This is a genomic window from Shinella sp. CPCC 101442 (assembly GCF_024704725.1).
Taxonomy (GTDB): Bacteria; Pseudomonadota; Alphaproteobacteria; order Rhizobiales; family Rhizobiaceae; genus Shinella.
This window is the reverse complement of the sequence record NZ_JALIQS010000008.1, coordinates 177,193-191,541: the sequence shown is the minus strand read 5'-3', so window position 1 is coordinate 191,541 and position 14,349 is coordinate 177,193. Positions and strand designations below refer to the sequence as shown.

The window sequence follows — 14,349 nt, the reverse complement described above, 5'->3', positions numbered from 1 at the left end:
GATACGCATGAAAAGCCGCTGGAACGACGAGACCGCTGCACGCTACGTGGAGGCCGCGCTGGCGGCAGGGCAGAGCGAGGCACTCGGCCTTCGCATCTACACCTCCCGCATCATCGGCGGCGATCCCGATCTCGTGCTGCACGGCGGCGGCAACACCTCCGTCAAGGTCACCTCCGACGGTGGCGAAGCGCTGATGCATATCAAGGGCAGCGGTTGGGACCTCGACACGATCGAGGCGCCGGGCCTGCCGGCCGTGCGTCTCGTACCATTGCTGGAAACCCGCGATGGACCCAGGCTTTCCGACCCTGACATGGTGTGGCTGCTGCGCGCCAGCCTGATCGATGCGGACGCACCCAACCCATCCGTCGAGGCGCTGCTGCACGCCTTCCTGCCCTTTGCCTTCGTCGACCATACCCATGCGACGGCCATCCTTGCGCTGGCCGACCAGCCCGACATGCGCGAAACGGTCCGGCGAATCTACGGCGATCGGCTCGCCTATGTGACCTATGTCATGCCGGGCTTCGACCTTTCCATCGTCGCAGACCGCATCTACCGCGAGCATCCAGGCTGCGAGGGCCTCTGGCTGGAGAATCACGGCCTCTTCACCTTCGCCGACGATGCCCGTGCCTCCTATGAACTGATGATCGAGTTCGTCACCATGGCGGAAGACGAGCTTGCCCGCGCCAACGTGGCGCTCACTGGCCCTCAGCAGAGTGACGGCGAAGAGGATCCCGCGCTGAGGGCGCGGCTGGAAAAGGCCCTTGCCCGCGAGGGTTCACCCTTTGCAAAGGGCGTCTTTCTCGACTATCGCTCCACCCCCGCGATCCGCGAGCACACCGCGAAAGAGAACGTGGAGGCGATCGGCCTGCGCGGCACCGTCACGCCGGACCATGTCATCCGTATCAAACCCTGGCCAATGATTGTCGCGCCAGACGCGAGCGCGGAGGCGATAGGTACTGCACTTGACGCTTATGCCGAGCGCTACCGCGCCTATTTCGCACGCAATGCCACTCGCACCAGCGAGCGCAAACATATGCTGGACGTCTATCCCCGTGTGGTCTTGGTGCGTGGAAAAGGAATGTACGCCCTCGGCGCCAACGCTAGGGCTGCAAAGATCGGTGGTGACCTTTGCGAACAGGCAACGCGCGCAATCAACGCGGCAGAGGTCTACGGACGCTTCACTCCAATCGACGAAGCCGATCTCTTTGAGATGGAGTATTGGTCCTTAGAGCAGGCAAAACTAAAGGTCGTGGTTCAATAGCATCGATGCCGACAAATCTCTTTAGGTGCCCGAAGTTCGAAATCGGTGAAAATCGGCGCTCGCCATGCCAAGCTCTTGATTAGGTCTAAATCGACGATCCTCGATGGTTTTTGGCATCGGACCACCTCTCACGACCCTACCACTTTGACTGCCAACCGCAGCCCGTTTCGACGGGCTGGAGGGGTCGGGTTATCCTGGCGTCGCCTCGGGCTACATGCCCGGCGCCATCAATACGCCCTGGGCCAAATTCTTCGATGCCGAGAACAACTTCGAATTCGTCACGATAGAAAAAGGCACGTTCCGTCTTCGCGGCCGCGCAGGCTGACATTTCCGGCGAGGTGATCACCACCTGCGGCTCAGGCGTTACAGCCTGCATCCTCGGCCTCATGGTCGAGCAACTGGGCAATCCGGACTGGCGCTTTTATGACTGCTTCTGGCACGAATGGGGGCGGCGTAAAGATTTGCCAAAACTAGTGAAACAATCCAGGTCTTGAAGAGGTTCGAACCTGCGACAAGACCGTAACAAATCGTCCGGGGCGGTCAGTGCTTGACAATATTGGCAGCATTGCAGTTAAGCTATCTAGGCACGGCTGGCCAGAGGAGGCGGTTCAGCCTCTTGCAGCAGCCATGACACAAAACTCCTGACCGCCGGGTGCTGATCGGCGCCGGTCAAGGCAAGCGCATAATATGCGAACGCCGCCGGTCAGGGCTGCTTGATCGCCACTGCCAGGCGCCCAGCGGCAATCTCCTGTTCAGCGCAAATGCCCCTGATGAGGGCTATACCTTGACTGGCCTCGGCCGCACGAACCAGCAGGAAGTCATCGTCAAACGATGGTCCCCGCTCTATCCGCTATTTTGAGCCGTGACATGGGCATTCCCGCGGACCGGTTGTGATGCACAACTCGCTTTTAGTGCTTGAAGGTATTCTCACGATGCCATTTCAGAAATTGAGGATGAGGTCGCTCGTGGATACCTGCCGGCACGATCGCTTTTCCCGTTCTATTGATGAGGCCTTGGATGCTGTCGCGGTCGTTTGCGTGATGCGAAACCAGAACCTCGAGATCGTCCGACAAGCCGATAAGGCCGCGATCGAACATCCAATGTGCAGTTCCGGAAAGCGCAATGCCGTTCGACAAAATGTCCGGGCCACTCGCTTCAACGGGGCGGATATGGGCAGCATCAACCTCCGCGCGGCCACCGCCGTTGATCAGCTTCAAGCCTGTTACCGCGCAGCGTTTGTCATAGGCCTGCAAGATCAAGCGGCGGAACAGCCGATCGCGAACGACGCGTGATGAAAGCTGTGTAACTCTCGTTCTGTCCAGCTCGAATATGAAAGGAGCCTGGGTGCTCTCAGCGAGCCCGCTTGGCAGTATCCCGTCGATTGCCTCACCCGACCGCGGCAGTTCCGGTTGATTTTCCGCCACCCCAATCGACAGAATGCGATTGAAATCTGCGGCTGAGATCGGCCGTACTACTGCTTGAGCCCTTCCCGAAATCCGTCCGGCGTCGTTGAGCACCCCGTGCTCGATCACACCATTTGGCCCGTTGAAGGGAACGGCATTTACGAAATCAAGATAGCTTCCGGGTTCGATCAGAGCGATATACATCCCGGGCGCTTTAGGATCCGGAATGACCTGCGCGACTTTGGCCACAGCAAAATATCCACGCGTCGCCGCAACCTTTCGAGGCTCGTAGTAGATGATCCAGTCCCCAACGCAGGCTTGAACGCGACCGAGATACTGGCTCGGAAACTGATATTGTTCAGCCGGACTGTCGTCGTAGATCGAATCTGTGCGGTGAATGAAAACCCCGAATCCGATACTCGATCTCTATCATGGTGACCACGATTCAAACCAGGGAGAACGATCACTATTCATGCCCTCAAGCGCGTCGTACTTTACGCGCGTTATTCGACAGATCAACAAAACCCCGCTTCGATCGATACCCAGCTCGATCTCGGAAAGGAATTTGTCATGCGGCAAGGCTGGGATCTGGCCGACACCTTCGTTGATGCTGGTGTCCGCGCCTCGCCATTTGAGACGCGGCCCGGTCTCCGGGCCGCGTTGGCCAGGTCGAGCACTGGCGCCTATGACGTCTTTCTATGCCTCACTCTCGATCGCCTTTCCCGGGACCTCTAGCACAGCGCTCGCATTCTCAAGATCCTGCAGTTTCATGATGTCGAACTGTGGACGGTACACGGCGCCGCGGCGGTGTCGTCAATGGAATTGGGACTGAGGGCGGTTCTCAATCAAGAGGTGCTCGAACAGGTTCGCTACCGCACGCGCGAAGGCATGAAGACTGTCGCCAGGCATGGCCGGGTGCCAGGCGGTGTCTGTTACGGCTACAGAATACGACGTGAGTTCGACGATAACGGGCAGCCGGTGCGCGGCCTGCGTTCGATCAACATCGCTGAGGCGGCAACCATCGTCTGGATTTTTGAGCGATAAGCAGACGGCATGAGCCCGGTCAGGATCGCTGACGAACTCAATGCACGCAGTGTACCCGGCCCGCGCGGTCGACCCTGGCAAGGGACCGCAATTCGCGGTCATCGTAATCGTGGCAGCGGCATTCTGAACAATCAGGCCTATATCGGACTGATCGTCTTCAACCGCCTCGCCTATCGGAAAAATCCTGCGGCAGAACGTCGGGTCTCTCGGGAGAAGGAGGTGCCGTCGCTCAGAATTGTTGAAAGTGCCCTTGGCAACGGGTGAAGACCCGCCAGGAGAACTGGCGCGCGGGCTAGGACAAGCCTCGGTAAGGTTCGGCCGAATGGCTTCACTCCGCGCACGTGCCAAGGATCGGCGTCATCAGCCTTACATGCGTATCGATACGCTCGAGAACCTTCGCCGGAGCGACATTACGCTCCGGCAGCGACCACCAAACTTCGTTGACGCGCTCGACCGTATCGACCACCGCTTCAAGCACGGCCGCTTCCGGCAAGCGCGCGCGATTGGCGAAGGCTTTCCATCGTTGCGCATTCAACGCCTTGAACGGGCGCTCGCCGGCGAGCGACAGAGCCATGGCATCTGCTGGGATGTAAGGGATTGTCGAGAGCACGTCGTACACAGGCGCAAACTCGGGTTTGTCGCCCGCTCCGCGATAGATCAGCGACCAGTTTTTCAGATGCATGTCACCATTGCCGGTTATGGCAGCCAGAGCCAGTCGGCGGACGAACTCGAGCGCAGCATCGGACGAAACGGCAACGTTCAAGGCTGCGGCAATATCATGATATGCAGCTCCTTCGTATTTTCGCGAAGGATAGACGCCGAATACCTGCGCGAAATCCTCGATATGGATCCGCTCGCTGTTTGCGCCACGATCGAAACGTTTGACGAGCAGGACTCTACCGTCCGACAGCGTCTCGAACTCCCTCGGGATACCTTCGAACTCTGATTGCTCGACGAGTTCACGCTCCGGAACCTCCATACCGATCGCTTCAGCCAGTGCAAGATTGGCATATTCATTTTCTGACACGCCGGGAAACGAGGTCGATGGAAATTTGGCAATGTAGGCCCCCTGCTCGTCGCCGATCGGCAACGTCAGTCCACCGCCCTTCCCCGTGGTCTTGATGACCGAAAGCTTCATCTGAACGCCGGCGAGCGAAAACCGGGCTTTCGGCTTGTTAGCGGGCAGGTTGTCGAGACGGGCAATCGTCCTGTCGCTCGGCACGACGCGGACGGCGCCTGGCAGATCTGAACCCAGTGCGACGAGCAGATCGAAATCGTTTCCCGCGCGAACACTACCCGCGTGGTGTTTTTCCATTGCCTCGCGCAGCTTGTCTTCCGGGAGCAGATTGGCGAATAACGCCGGCAACGCTCTGGCGACGGGTGTCGGGTCCTTGCGCAAGCCGCCAGTGACTGCTCGAAAAGACAGGCTGAGCACCGGGAAGCCGCCCGTTGCGCGATAGCTGTCCTCGAAGCTGAAGGCGTTGAAATCGCCGGGCGTCCTGACAATCGTACCGACCTTCACATCGTTCAGCAGCACGCTGAGCGACGAGATGGACCTCGGATTGGAAGATGATTCAGACATTCTCATCCCCGTCCGGATGAGCCATGAATGCCGGGAGATCGTCGAGATCATCCTGTGGCCGCAGCAGCGCGCCGACGGCCGGAACCATGGTCTGCGGTATAAGCATCAGTTCAAGCCCGAGAGCGCGGCCGATGTTGATCAGGGTCGTCGTGCGCGCAGCACTGTTTCCGGCTTCTATCTCACGATAGCGGGGGCGCGATATACCCGCCATGTCGGCAACCTGCTCCTGCGTCAGTTGCCTGTCTTTACGCGTAGCCTTCAGCAACTGCCCGATTTCCAGCAAGGCATCTGACTCAGACCGTGCCATCCTACCTACCCAAAAGTTCTCCGTGGAGCAGGGCAAGCTATCTCAAACATTCTGAGCTCAGTCAACGAAAAAGATATGAATAAGGATCATAGCGCCTTAATTGATCCCTTTATATATCATTCATGCTGTTTTCTGATGGCCGCGTAACGGCCAGCGAGTTCTGTCCACCATACATGCTTTGGCAAAGGCACGTCCCTATTCCGCTCGCCCCCGGCACTGATGCCCGAGAGAAACGGATGAGCATGCTGTTGAATATCGCGGGGATTTGACCCAGTTTTTCATTTGGCGCTGTGCCGGCTGAAGCGACACAAAGGCTTGGGGAAAAAGCATTCTTCTGGCTACCCGTGGGTCACGGTGAACCGGGTCAAATTCAGGCAACAATCAACAGGCTGGCGACTGGAGTTCAACTGAGCGATATGGGGCGCAGAGCGGCGCGCAGGCTGATCGGTACGGAATGCGATCACCGACGAGCTTTGTGGCCAGGTTACGCTGGCGGCTCTAACGAAGCTAACATTTGATCGCGCTTTATACGGTTCGCTCGGTAGGAGTACCCTTTATCGAAAGCTGACCTCAAGGTGCTGACGATCCTGAGCAACTACACGGCAGTTCGTCTCGAAACCCTCCGCTTGGATCGCAAGGACGAACTGCGAAGGTATAGCAGATGTGTTGGAAACAGAGATATTCGCACCGTCTGCTCCAAGCGACCGAATCGTGCAGTCGAGAGTGGAGCGCTTATCGTTGAAGATGATCGTACCAGCCTTCAAGACGCGACGCCGCTCAGCGGCTCCCCGCACTTCCGCAGAACCCCAGGACACGCAACGGTCGCGGCCTGCTTGTTTTGCGCGATACATGGCAGCATCGGCCTGAGCCAGCAGGGTATCGACGTCTCTCGCGACTATCGACGTGGAAGCCGTACCAAAACTTGCGGTTACCCGGATTGTATCCGTCGCCATCTCCACCTGCTTCGAGGATAATGCCTGGCGTAGCTTTTCCGCAACGGCGAGTGCGTCTTCCCGATCGACATGCGGCAGTAGAATAGCGAATTCTTCGCCTCCTAACCGGCCGAGGAGGTCGCCCCCTCGCAGCTGCTCCCGGCAAGTAGCTGCGACCAGCTTTAGGACATCGTCACCCGCCGCATGCCCATAGGTATCATTCACTTTCTTGAAATGATCGACGTCCAGTCCGATACAGGACACATCATGGTTGTGACGCCTTGCCTGCGACAGGATTCGAGTAGCTTCCTCTTTGAAGGCACGGCGTGTGAGGGCTCCGGTCAAGCTGTCCGTCGCGGCCGACTTCAACGCCTCAACCCGATCCATGGCAACACCCGCCAGTTCCCGAAGAATGCTCAAATCTCTGGTGCCGAACGAGCGCGGCTTCCTGTCGATGGCACAGACGGTCCCGACCGTATGGCCGTCTGCCGTTTGCATCGGCACGCCCGCATAGAAGCGAATGTGAGCTTCCCCCGTCACCGCGGGATTTGAAGCAAAACGGGGATCGCGAGTTGCATCTTGGACAACTATGGCCTCCTCGCAGTCAACGACATATCGGCAAAAGGTATCCTCGCGCGGCATCTCGTCCATCGGAAGACCAGAACATGCCTTGTACCACTGACGATGGGCGTCGATAAACGAGACAATCCCGATGTCGACCTTGAATATCTCCTTGATCAACCGCACCAATCGGTCGAAACCCGCATCGCGCGGTGTGTCCAGCATGTCCAACTGGTCCAGGGCTGCAAGCCGGTCCATTTGGCGCTGTGCTGCTTCCGCTGATGATTTACCAAACGCACGAACGACCGTCATCGGAACACCTTGTTTCGTGAGATCATGCGCAGGATTTCGTAAACAGCCGGTTGCACCGAGGGTCTTGAAGGGAATCGAACCAGCGACGAGGAAAGCGGAGGCCCGATACAAGTTTAACGCATTTGCGACCTTGATCTCACGGTTGAGGAGATGTCGGACTGGACAATCCCTGCAAGGCAACCGATATCCCCTTGCGGCTGAACGAATGGGAAATCATATGGCAACCGGACTGATCGCACTCCTCGATGACGTCGCCGCAATCGCGAAGCTCGCGGCCGCGTCGCTGGACGACATCGCCGCCCAGACTGCGAAGGCAGGAGCAAAAGCGGCTGGGGTCGTGATTGACGACGCGGCGGTGACTCCTAGATACGTGGTCGGCCTTTCACCGGCGCGGGAACTGCCGATCATCGCCAAGATCGCGCTCGGGTCCTTGAAGAACAAGCTACTCTACCTTCTTCCGGCCGGAATTTTCCTGGGCTATTTTGCGCCATGGGCGATCACGCCCCTCCTGATGGTCGGGGGCCTCTATCTCTGCTACGAAGGGGCCGAAAAGCTGTGCGAGGCCGTCATGCCTCACGACGCCCACGAACATGACGCAGGGGTGTCGGGAACTTCCGATCCGGTCGCTTTGGAGAACCAGAAAGTGTCCGGCGCGATAAGGACAGATTTCATACTCTCCGCCGAAATCATGGCGTTGACGCTCGCAAACGTCGTCGCCTCCAATATCTACACGCAGGCGGCGGTCCTGGCTTCAGTCGGCATCCTGATCACCCTGGCCGTCTACGGCGTCGTCGCCCTCATCGTGAAGGCGGACGATGCGGGGCTGGCGCTTGCTGGTTCCTCGGCCGGCCTCGTGCGAGCATTCGGGCGTGGCCTCGTCGTCAGCGTCCCGGTGTTCCTCAGTATACTCGCCATGATCGGTACGGCCGCCATGCTCTGGGTCGGAGGAAGCATTCTCGTACACGGAATGGCCGAACTGGGCTACCACGGCCCGGAACACGTCATCGAAAGGATAGCTGGGGGCGTCAGCAGCGTGTCCGCCTACCTCCCGGAGGTCCTGCACTGGACGACAACATCCGCGCTCCAGGCCGCTCTGGCCATATTGGTCGGCGGTGTGACCATTTTCCTCGTGCATGCCTCATCACCCTTGATCCGGCGGCTCCTACCGCAGAGTCAATGATCCAAGGAACACCGAAATTTCGGTCGGCACATCAAACCGCGCTCGCCTAGCTATCACTCCGCGTTCTTCAGGCCTGTACTCTCACAGACTTCAACAAACAAATTATTCTCCGCCATCAATTCGACCATGCGAAATAGGGAATAAACCGCGTTGATAGGGACCGAATAGTCGGCGCCCGACTGGCGATCTTTTCTTACGCCGGGATAAGAATGATGTCCTGCTTGCGCTCAATGACGCGCCCGACTTCCCTTTCGCCCATCGCGACTCGACCTGCGTCCACAGCGGCGATTGTCTCTGCGAGCACTCGGACACAATTGTCAGACAGGCAAACTGGGCCTTGGCCTTCAGAATGGATCATTTTTTCAATCGTCATTGCCAGCAAGCGTGCGAGATCGACTGCGCAGGTATTCATTGCTCCGTCCTCCTGAAGTCCCAATGAAGCACAGCCAATGGCTACAATCCAGCGGTTGGTTAGGAGATCCTTAACGACCAGCAGGGTGCGGCTTGTTAAATCGAGTGCGTTCTGGTCCGGCGTCCGTCCGAAGGAACGGCCCCTTGAGGTAATTGGCCCGCCAGATGGGCTCATCGCTGGTTTTTGATATCGCGGGTTTGTTCAGTTGCTCAGGTAAATTGACTCACGCTCGGTCGTAGGTGAATGACGTCAGCAGCGTAGTGACAAAATTGCTTGCCCTTTCTTTGACGAGCACTTCCGTCCATTCATCCGTGCCCCGGAGTCTCAGGTCCGTATAGATACTGTCGACGGCCGCTTCTTCGATGCGCTTGATATGTGCCTTGAAGGTAGCTTCGCCGCCGTCATGGTACATGTCACGGATGACCATCCTTAAGATCTCCTGGATCGCGATTTGCCAGGATGTATTGATCGACTGGAGTTCGTTCGGATCGGGTGCCATGGCGGCTCCTATAAGATTCGCTAGCCACGGCATAACATCGTCCTGTCGTGGGATTGGCGCAGTGTCAGCATCTGGCGGCGGCAAAAATACCAAAGTTTAAGCTTGTCTGGCCTTGCGGTTCGCGTAACGCCGATCGCGCTCAGCCTTTCGCGCCGCCTCATCTTCGATCACGCGCGCTATCCTAGCCTTTTCCGCGCCCTCGCGAGCTTTGGTTTCGGCGAGTGCCTCAGCCTGCGCAGCCGCTGTCTCTTCTTCTGCGCGGGTCTCAACACGCGTGCGCTCCTCACGCTTGAGCCGCCCGCGCTCAACGCGTCGTTCCTCACGAGCCAAGGCGATGGCCGTGCGTGCCGCCTGCCTTTCCACTTTTGATGGTTCTGCCACTGTCTGTGCTATACGGTAGGCGTTGAGAAGAGAAATCTTGGCGTCTTTGGATGCGGTTCGTCGGTCAGTAAGCTCGTTGTTTCTGGCGTTCTTCAAATCTACATCCTGATATCGATAATGCGCAGTGATCAGCGCGTTTTTGCTCGTTTGGCAAGCAGGGCGCAGGAATTGGCCGAGGTTCGGTCGGCCAATTCCTGCGCCAAACGCGCCGCTCTGAGCCTGAACGTCTTGGCGTCCCGGCGCTCAGCCTCAGATTCAAGCTCTTCAACTGCGTTATTCTTCGCGTAGAACTGCGACTGGACGTTGCTGAACGCGAATTCAGCCCGCTGGCGGGATTTGCTGTGTGTTTCGGTCATTGAAACTCCTGATGGCTTCGACCGGTGATCCGGAACGAAAAAAGCCAGGCGAGATGCCTGGCTTAAACTGATTACGCTCCCGGCAGTGCCAGTACATCCGTGGTCAAAGGGAAGCGTATATCAATTAAGCGGAATGCAGATTGCAGGCCGACATTTTGCCCGACTTGTTATCGCGCTCGAGATCGAAGCCAATCTTCTGGCCTTCGACGAGTTCGCGCATTCCAGCGCGTTCAACAGCCGAGATATGAACGAAGGCGTCAGCGCCGCCGTTGTCAGGCTCGATAAAGCCGAAACCCTTTGTGGAATTGAACCATTTTACTGTGCCTGTGGTCATGATGATGAACCCTTTCAAAGCAATGTTGAGCGACCGCGGAACCAAAGGTTCGCGGATGGTGGTAGCGATTGATTTTGAGAGGGAAAGTTCGTCAGGCGCGGTGCTAATCGCGCGGTAACCAAAGTTCAGCAAGCAAAAGATCGATAAACTCAAAATAGAGATATCGGCGCAGATGTCAACCGGTAGTTTTCCTCATTTCGCTGTCGGGTTCCTTTTGATCGACGAACGAACCGACGATGGAACTATGCCAAGAGCAGCGGGTTGAAATATGACCTTCCTCCATGTTCGCGGGACAGCCTCTGTCTTTCGCGAGCCGAAAGCACGACAATGAAAAATGCTTTAGCAATGTCGGTCGCCGTTGTTTCGCTTGCGCTCTTCGGAGGCTCGGCACATGCCGACGAAATTGGATTCTTAAAATCCCTCCAAGGGAGCTGGAGCGGAAAGGGCACCGTGAAGGTTCGCACAAATTCGCGTGCAATGAACGTAGCCTGCAATTTCAAATCTAATACCACCGCTAATTCGCTTTCACTCAATGGACGTTGCAAAAGCTTGGCGGTCTTTTCTCGTGCGATCAGCGCTGACCTGACGTCAAATGGAAGCGCCTACAGCGGCTCTTATGTCGGCGCAGGCACGGGCACCGCTAATCTGGGTGGGAGGCGCAAAGGCGATGCGATCAATCTCGGCATCACATGGGCAAAGCCTGTGAACGGGGACCGACGCGCGCAAATGACTATCGAGAAGATTGGTGATTTAGGAATGCGTCTCACCACTGTCGACAAGGACCCTAAAACTGGGAAAGCTGTCGTAACCAGCCAAATCAATCTTCGCCGAAATTAACCGATGGCCTCAGGTTCACGCCCGACAGTCGTCCCAGAAGGAGATCGTCATGGAGAACGAACAGGAATTCGCGGTCAGTTCGAATGGAGATCGCTGGCTGCTCAGTAAGGAAGAGCCGAGAGAAGAGATTATTGTGGTTCACAGAGCCAACCAACCCTCTGGAGGCCACGAAACGCGAATGTCGGTGGATGCATTTTTGGGGCAGACCCCCTCTGCACCCGAGCGCGAAGCTTTGCTTGCACTTCTCAACCCAGACCACTCCGCGGGAATGCGCAGCGACGAGAAGACCCCGTCGTTGAGTCTGGCCGAGGAGTATCTTCGCCTTGGCGGCAGTCGCCTCGCGAAGGTCGATGACAATATCGTCAGTACCCGCAAGTGGGAAAGCGAGCCGCCTGAGGCAGAAGCGTTTTGGAAAGAGAACGTCGAGCCGATGGATGAAAAGCGGCGCCAGCAAGTCGAAGTCCACCTTCCATCCATCAGCGAAACGTAACACAAGCTCCAAGCGACCTCCAGACGTCAGGAAACCCCCGCCTGACCGACAAGAAACTCGATCCGGCAAGCGACGCAGCGCGAAGCGATCCAAAAGTGGCGGACGAAAACCGCGATAATCTTGAAACACAGGCTGAACAGCAACTGCGAAAGGCAACGGATCGCCCGATTAGCGAGAAGAAGCCTAAGTGATGAACGGCATATAGGCTGAGCCATGATGATGCTCGTTCTCAAGGAACAGGATTAGACAGCATGAAAACGGTCAATGACTGGCTCGATGCCATGTACGAGGAAATGGCCACCTCTCCGGGGTTCTCGGACAAAGCTGTCGATTTCCAGCAGCAGGCTGACATCTTAAGGCGTCGGGCCCAAAAAGACGGGTACAGTGCCAAAGATCTAGCGGAACACTGCGGTGGCAATATCGCCGCCTATCTCATGAACAGGGTCAACACGATCAACCGTGCCGAGATACGAAGCGCGGTTGAGAGCGCTCCATACAGAGAATGATCGTTAGACATGCCATATTAGACTAAGATGTGAGATGAACTCATGACCAGCTGGAGGTGATACCGCCGGTACTCCTCAGTCTGATGCTCGAGGTTAATACACAACAACTTCATGAGATTTTCGATGAACAAGGACAAAAGTGCGCAAGAAGCTATGGAGGATACGGGCAAAAAGGCACCGATCGCACCGGAAGGCCCCCCGGCGGGCCCTCACGCAAAGCAGCATCTGATGGACAAAAGCAAGACACCTGGAACGGGGTTCTCGCCCGACGTTGAAGACGAGAGCGTTTCGCCCGCGTGCCGCTAACTTCTTCGCCATCATCGTTCGCGTGCGCCCCTCCGGCGCCATATCTCTACCCAACCTGACTTTCACCATGTCGCGGCAAGATGCTCTGACGGCACAAAACTTCCTGGGAGCGCCGTGATTGGTGGTGGCGTACAGACGCTTTCTTGGAGGTAGCGCAGCGCATTCATAAATCCGTGACGAGAGAAGGGTTTTGGAATGACCCCATGTGCACCGCTGAAATCATCGGGGATTTTCTTGGGATTTGCGGTCACGAATATAATAATAGTATTGCTCCACCGCTCCTGGATCAGAGAACAGACCTGGAGGCCGGTGGTGTTACGCGCAAGCTGCATATCGACGAATGCGATGTCGGGCGATTGCGCCGGATCTAGCGCCTCCACATCGTACAGCGACGCCGCTTCTGCCATCACGCGATGGCCAGCATCCTCAACCATCATTTCAACGTCCATTGCCAGCAGTGGCTCATCCTCGACGATGAGGACGCTCAGTGGTGGCTTCGGCCTTTCCATTTTCAATTCCAATCATTCAGGCGAATGGTCACACACGTACCTGGGTCGAGGTTCGACCATTCCACCGTTGCACCAGTCTGCTTCGTTAGACGTTCTACAAGCATGCGCCCGAGCCCCTTCGATGGCTCGTCAGAAAAACCGATGCCATCATCATCTATACGAATTTCCGCACCGTTCGCGGTCGATCCTCCGGAGAGCTTCAAGATCCCCGCACGCCCTTCGCGAAGGCCGTGCTTGATAGCGTTCGTGAGGATCTCATTGAGAACCAACCCAAGCGAAGAGGCGTGACCGGCAGGAATCAAGATCGGTTCCAGATCCGTTGCCAGCAAGATGTTCGATCGCCCGCTTGAACCGACAACATCTTGCGCAAGCGTCACAGCAAATGCACTGACGTCGAACTTAGTCACATCGTCCGATTGGTAAAGGGTCCGATGAACGGTTGCCAGGGCATCGATCCGCTCCATCATAGCCTCGAGCTTGGCTGTTATCTCGGGATCCCCGATCGTGCGCGATTGCAATCGAAGCAGAGACCCTATCATGGTGAGGTTGTTTTTGACCCGATGATCGACCTCATGAAGGAGCAATGTCTTCGCTTCCAGTGCCGCTTCGAGCTGGCCGGTCCTCTTGGCGACCTCGTTTTCGATCTCCTCTCTTTGTGCAATCGCCCTGTCTTTGGCGACGATGTGGTTGGTTACATCCAGCTGGGAAGCAAAGAAGAACTGGATGGAGTTGTCATCGTTGCGAACCGGGCTGAGATAAAGAGCATTCCAGAAGGTGGAGCCATCCTTGCGATAGTTCAACAACTCGATGGCAATGCTCTCGCCCCTCGAGATCGCCTCCCTTATTTTGTCGATTGAACATCGGTCGGTACCAGGGCCCTGCAGAAAACGACAGTTACGCCCCAGAACCTCGTTCTGATCATATCCTGTCAATTTCTGGAACGCCTCATTGCAAAAGACAATCGGATTGTCCGGCTGAGATGGATCGGTGATCACCATCGGCATTCTTGTGGCGCGCACGGCAGCAGCAAAAGGATCCCCACGACCATGGTCGTAGTGAAGCCTGTCAGTTAGGTGCCAATCATCGCGTTGATCCAATGGTACCCCCACTCTCCGTTCCACAAAATTCAGCGTCATT

The 14,349-nt window shown here is 56.9% G+C and carries 19 protein-coding genes; 8 read left to right on the top strand and 11 right to left on the bottom strand.

What is annotated here, in order from left to right:
* Nucleotides 1-7 precede the first annotated feature (7 nt).
* A complete protein-coding gene (locus MUO32_RS24420; RefSeq protein ID WP_257950968.1) occupies nt 8-1,261 on the top strand; it encodes a class II aldolase in 1,254 nt (417 codons plus the stop codon).
* A gap of 908 nt (nt 1,262-2,169) precedes the next feature.
* Here MUO32_RS24420 and MUO32_RS24415 read toward each other — a convergent pair.
* Entirely contained in the window at nt 2,170-3,081 is a 912-nt protein-coding gene (locus MUO32_RS24415) for an HNH endonuclease (protein ID WP_257951000.1), read from the bottom strand.
* Nucleotides 3,082-3,126: 45 nt separating this feature from the next.
* On the opposite strand from MUO32_RS24415, the gene MUO32_RS24410 reads away from it, so the two are divergent.
* From MUO32_RS24410 to MUO32_RS24400, 3 genes are all read left to right on the top strand, one after another.
* Nucleotides 3,127-3,399 (top strand): recombinase family protein, encoded by a 273-nt coding sequence (locus MUO32_RS24410; RefSeq protein ID WP_308311334.1) that lies wholly within the window; start codon nt 3,127-3,129, stop codon nt 3,397-3,399.
* Nucleotides 3,400-3,480: 81 nt separating this feature from the next.
* On the top strand, nt 3,481-3,708 hold the full coding sequence (locus MUO32_RS24405) for a hypothetical protein (protein WP_257950967.1): 228 nt from the start codon (nt 3,481-3,483) through the stop codon (nt 3,706-3,708).
* Nucleotides 3,709-3,717: 9 nt separating this feature from the next.
* On the top strand, nt 3,718-3,972 hold the full coding sequence (locus MUO32_RS24400; RefSeq protein WP_257950966.1) for a recombinase family protein: 255 nt from the start codon (nt 3,718-3,720) through the stop codon (nt 3,970-3,972).
* A 64-nt stretch (nt 3,973-4,036) separates the two neighbouring features.
* On the opposite strand, the gene MUO32_RS24395 is transcribed toward MUO32_RS24400, so the two are convergent.
* The 3 genes from MUO32_RS24395 to MUO32_RS24385 all read right to left on the bottom strand — a co-directional run bounded on the left by MUO32_RS24395 (nt 4,037) and on the right by MUO32_RS24385 (nt 7,402).
* Nucleotides 4,037-5,290 carry a type II toxin-antitoxin system HipA family toxin gene (locus MUO32_RS24395; RefSeq protein ID WP_257950965.1) on the bottom strand — a complete coding sequence of 418 codons (1,254 nt, stop codon included), beginning with the start codon at nt 5,288-5,290 and terminating at the stop codon, nt 4,037-4,039.
* Nucleotides 5,283-5,597, bottom strand: coding sequence for a helix-turn-helix domain-containing protein (locus MUO32_RS24390; RefSeq protein WP_257950964.1), 315 nt, complete (start codon nt 5,595-5,597; stop codon nt 5,283-5,285). The genes MUO32_RS24395 and MUO32_RS24390 overlap by 8 nt, the downstream gene beginning before the upstream one ends.
* Before the next feature lie 554 nt (nt 5,598-6,151).
* Nucleotides 6,152-7,402 carry a sensor domain-containing diguanylate cyclase gene (locus MUO32_RS24385; protein ID WP_257950963.1) on the bottom strand — a complete coding sequence of 417 codons (1,251 nt, stop codon included), beginning with the start codon at nt 7,400-7,402 and terminating at the stop codon, nt 6,152-6,154.
* A gap of 217 nt (nt 7,403-7,619) precedes the next feature.
* Between MUO32_RS24385 and MUO32_RS24380 the strand changes: the two genes are divergently transcribed.
* Complete coding sequence (locus tag MUO32_RS24380; protein WP_257950962.1) at nt 7,620-8,582, top strand: DUF808 domain-containing protein; 963 nt, start codon at nt 7,620-7,622, stop codon at nt 8,580-8,582.
* A 193-nt stretch (nt 8,583-8,775) separates the two neighbouring features.
* Here the strand turns inward: MUO32_RS24380 and MUO32_RS24375 are convergent, their stop codons facing one another.
* From MUO32_RS24375 to MUO32_RS24355, 5 genes are all read right to left on the bottom strand, one after another.
* Entirely contained in the window at nt 8,776-8,994 is a 219-nt protein-coding gene (locus MUO32_RS24375) for a hypothetical protein (protein WP_257950961.1), read from the bottom strand.
* A gap of 223 nt (nt 8,995-9,217) precedes the next feature.
* The gene (locus MUO32_RS24370; protein ID WP_257950960.1) at nt 9,218-9,493 is read right to left on the bottom strand and encodes a hypothetical protein; all 276 of its coding nucleotides are present in this window, start codon (nt 9,491-9,493) and stop codon (nt 9,218-9,220) included.
* A 96-nt stretch (nt 9,494-9,589) separates the two neighbouring features.
* The gene (locus MUO32_RS24365) at nt 9,590-9,970 is read right to left on the bottom strand and encodes a DUF6481 family protein (RefSeq protein ID WP_257950959.1); all 381 of its coding nucleotides are present in this window, start codon (nt 9,968-9,970) and stop codon (nt 9,590-9,592) included.
* A gap of 32 nt (nt 9,971-10,002) precedes the next feature.
* Nucleotides 10,003-10,230 (bottom strand): hypothetical protein, encoded by a 228-nt coding sequence (locus MUO32_RS24360; RefSeq protein ID WP_257950958.1) that lies wholly within the window; start codon nt 10,228-10,230, stop codon nt 10,003-10,005.
* A gap of 124 nt (nt 10,231-10,354) precedes the next feature.
* Complete coding sequence (locus MUO32_RS24355) at nt 10,355-10,564, bottom strand: cold-shock protein (RefSeq protein WP_257950998.1); 210 nt, start codon at nt 10,562-10,564, stop codon at nt 10,355-10,357.
* A 327-nt stretch (nt 10,565-10,891) separates the two neighbouring features.
* On the opposite strand from MUO32_RS24355, the gene MUO32_RS24350 reads away from it, so the two are divergent.
* The 3 genes from MUO32_RS24350 (at nt 10,892) to MUO32_RS24340 (ending at nt 12,397) form a co-directional block, all read left to right on the top strand.
* On the top strand, nt 10,892-11,401 hold the full coding sequence (locus MUO32_RS24350; RefSeq protein WP_257950957.1) for a hypothetical protein: 510 nt from the start codon (nt 10,892-10,894) through the stop codon (nt 11,399-11,401).
* 49 nt (nt 11,402-11,450) lie between these two features.
* Nucleotides 11,451-11,891 (top strand): hypothetical protein, encoded by a 441-nt coding sequence (locus tag MUO32_RS24345; protein WP_257950956.1) that lies wholly within the window; start codon nt 11,451-11,453, stop codon nt 11,889-11,891.
* Nucleotides 11,892-12,142: 251 nt separating this feature from the next.
* Nucleotides 12,143-12,397, top strand: a complete 255-nt coding sequence (locus tag MUO32_RS24340) for a hypothetical protein (protein WP_257950955.1) — start codon at nt 12,143-12,145, stop codon at nt 12,395-12,397.
* Between the two features lie 368 nt (nt 12,398-12,765).
* Here the strand turns inward: MUO32_RS24340 and MUO32_RS24330 are convergent, their stop codons facing one another.
* Together MUO32_RS24330 and MUO32_RS24325 are read right to left on the bottom strand one after the other, a co-directional pair.
* On the bottom strand, nt 12,766-13,212 hold the full coding sequence (locus MUO32_RS24330) for a response regulator (protein ID WP_257950953.1): 447 nt from the start codon (nt 13,210-13,212) through the stop codon (nt 12,766-12,768).
* A gap of 2 nt (nt 13,213-13,214) precedes the next feature.
* A complete protein-coding gene (locus MUO32_RS24325) occupies nt 13,215-14,309 on the bottom strand; it encodes a PAS domain-containing protein (RefSeq protein WP_257950952.1) in 1,095 nt (364 codons plus the stop codon).
* Between the last annotated feature and the right edge of the window lie 40 nt (nt 14,310-14,349).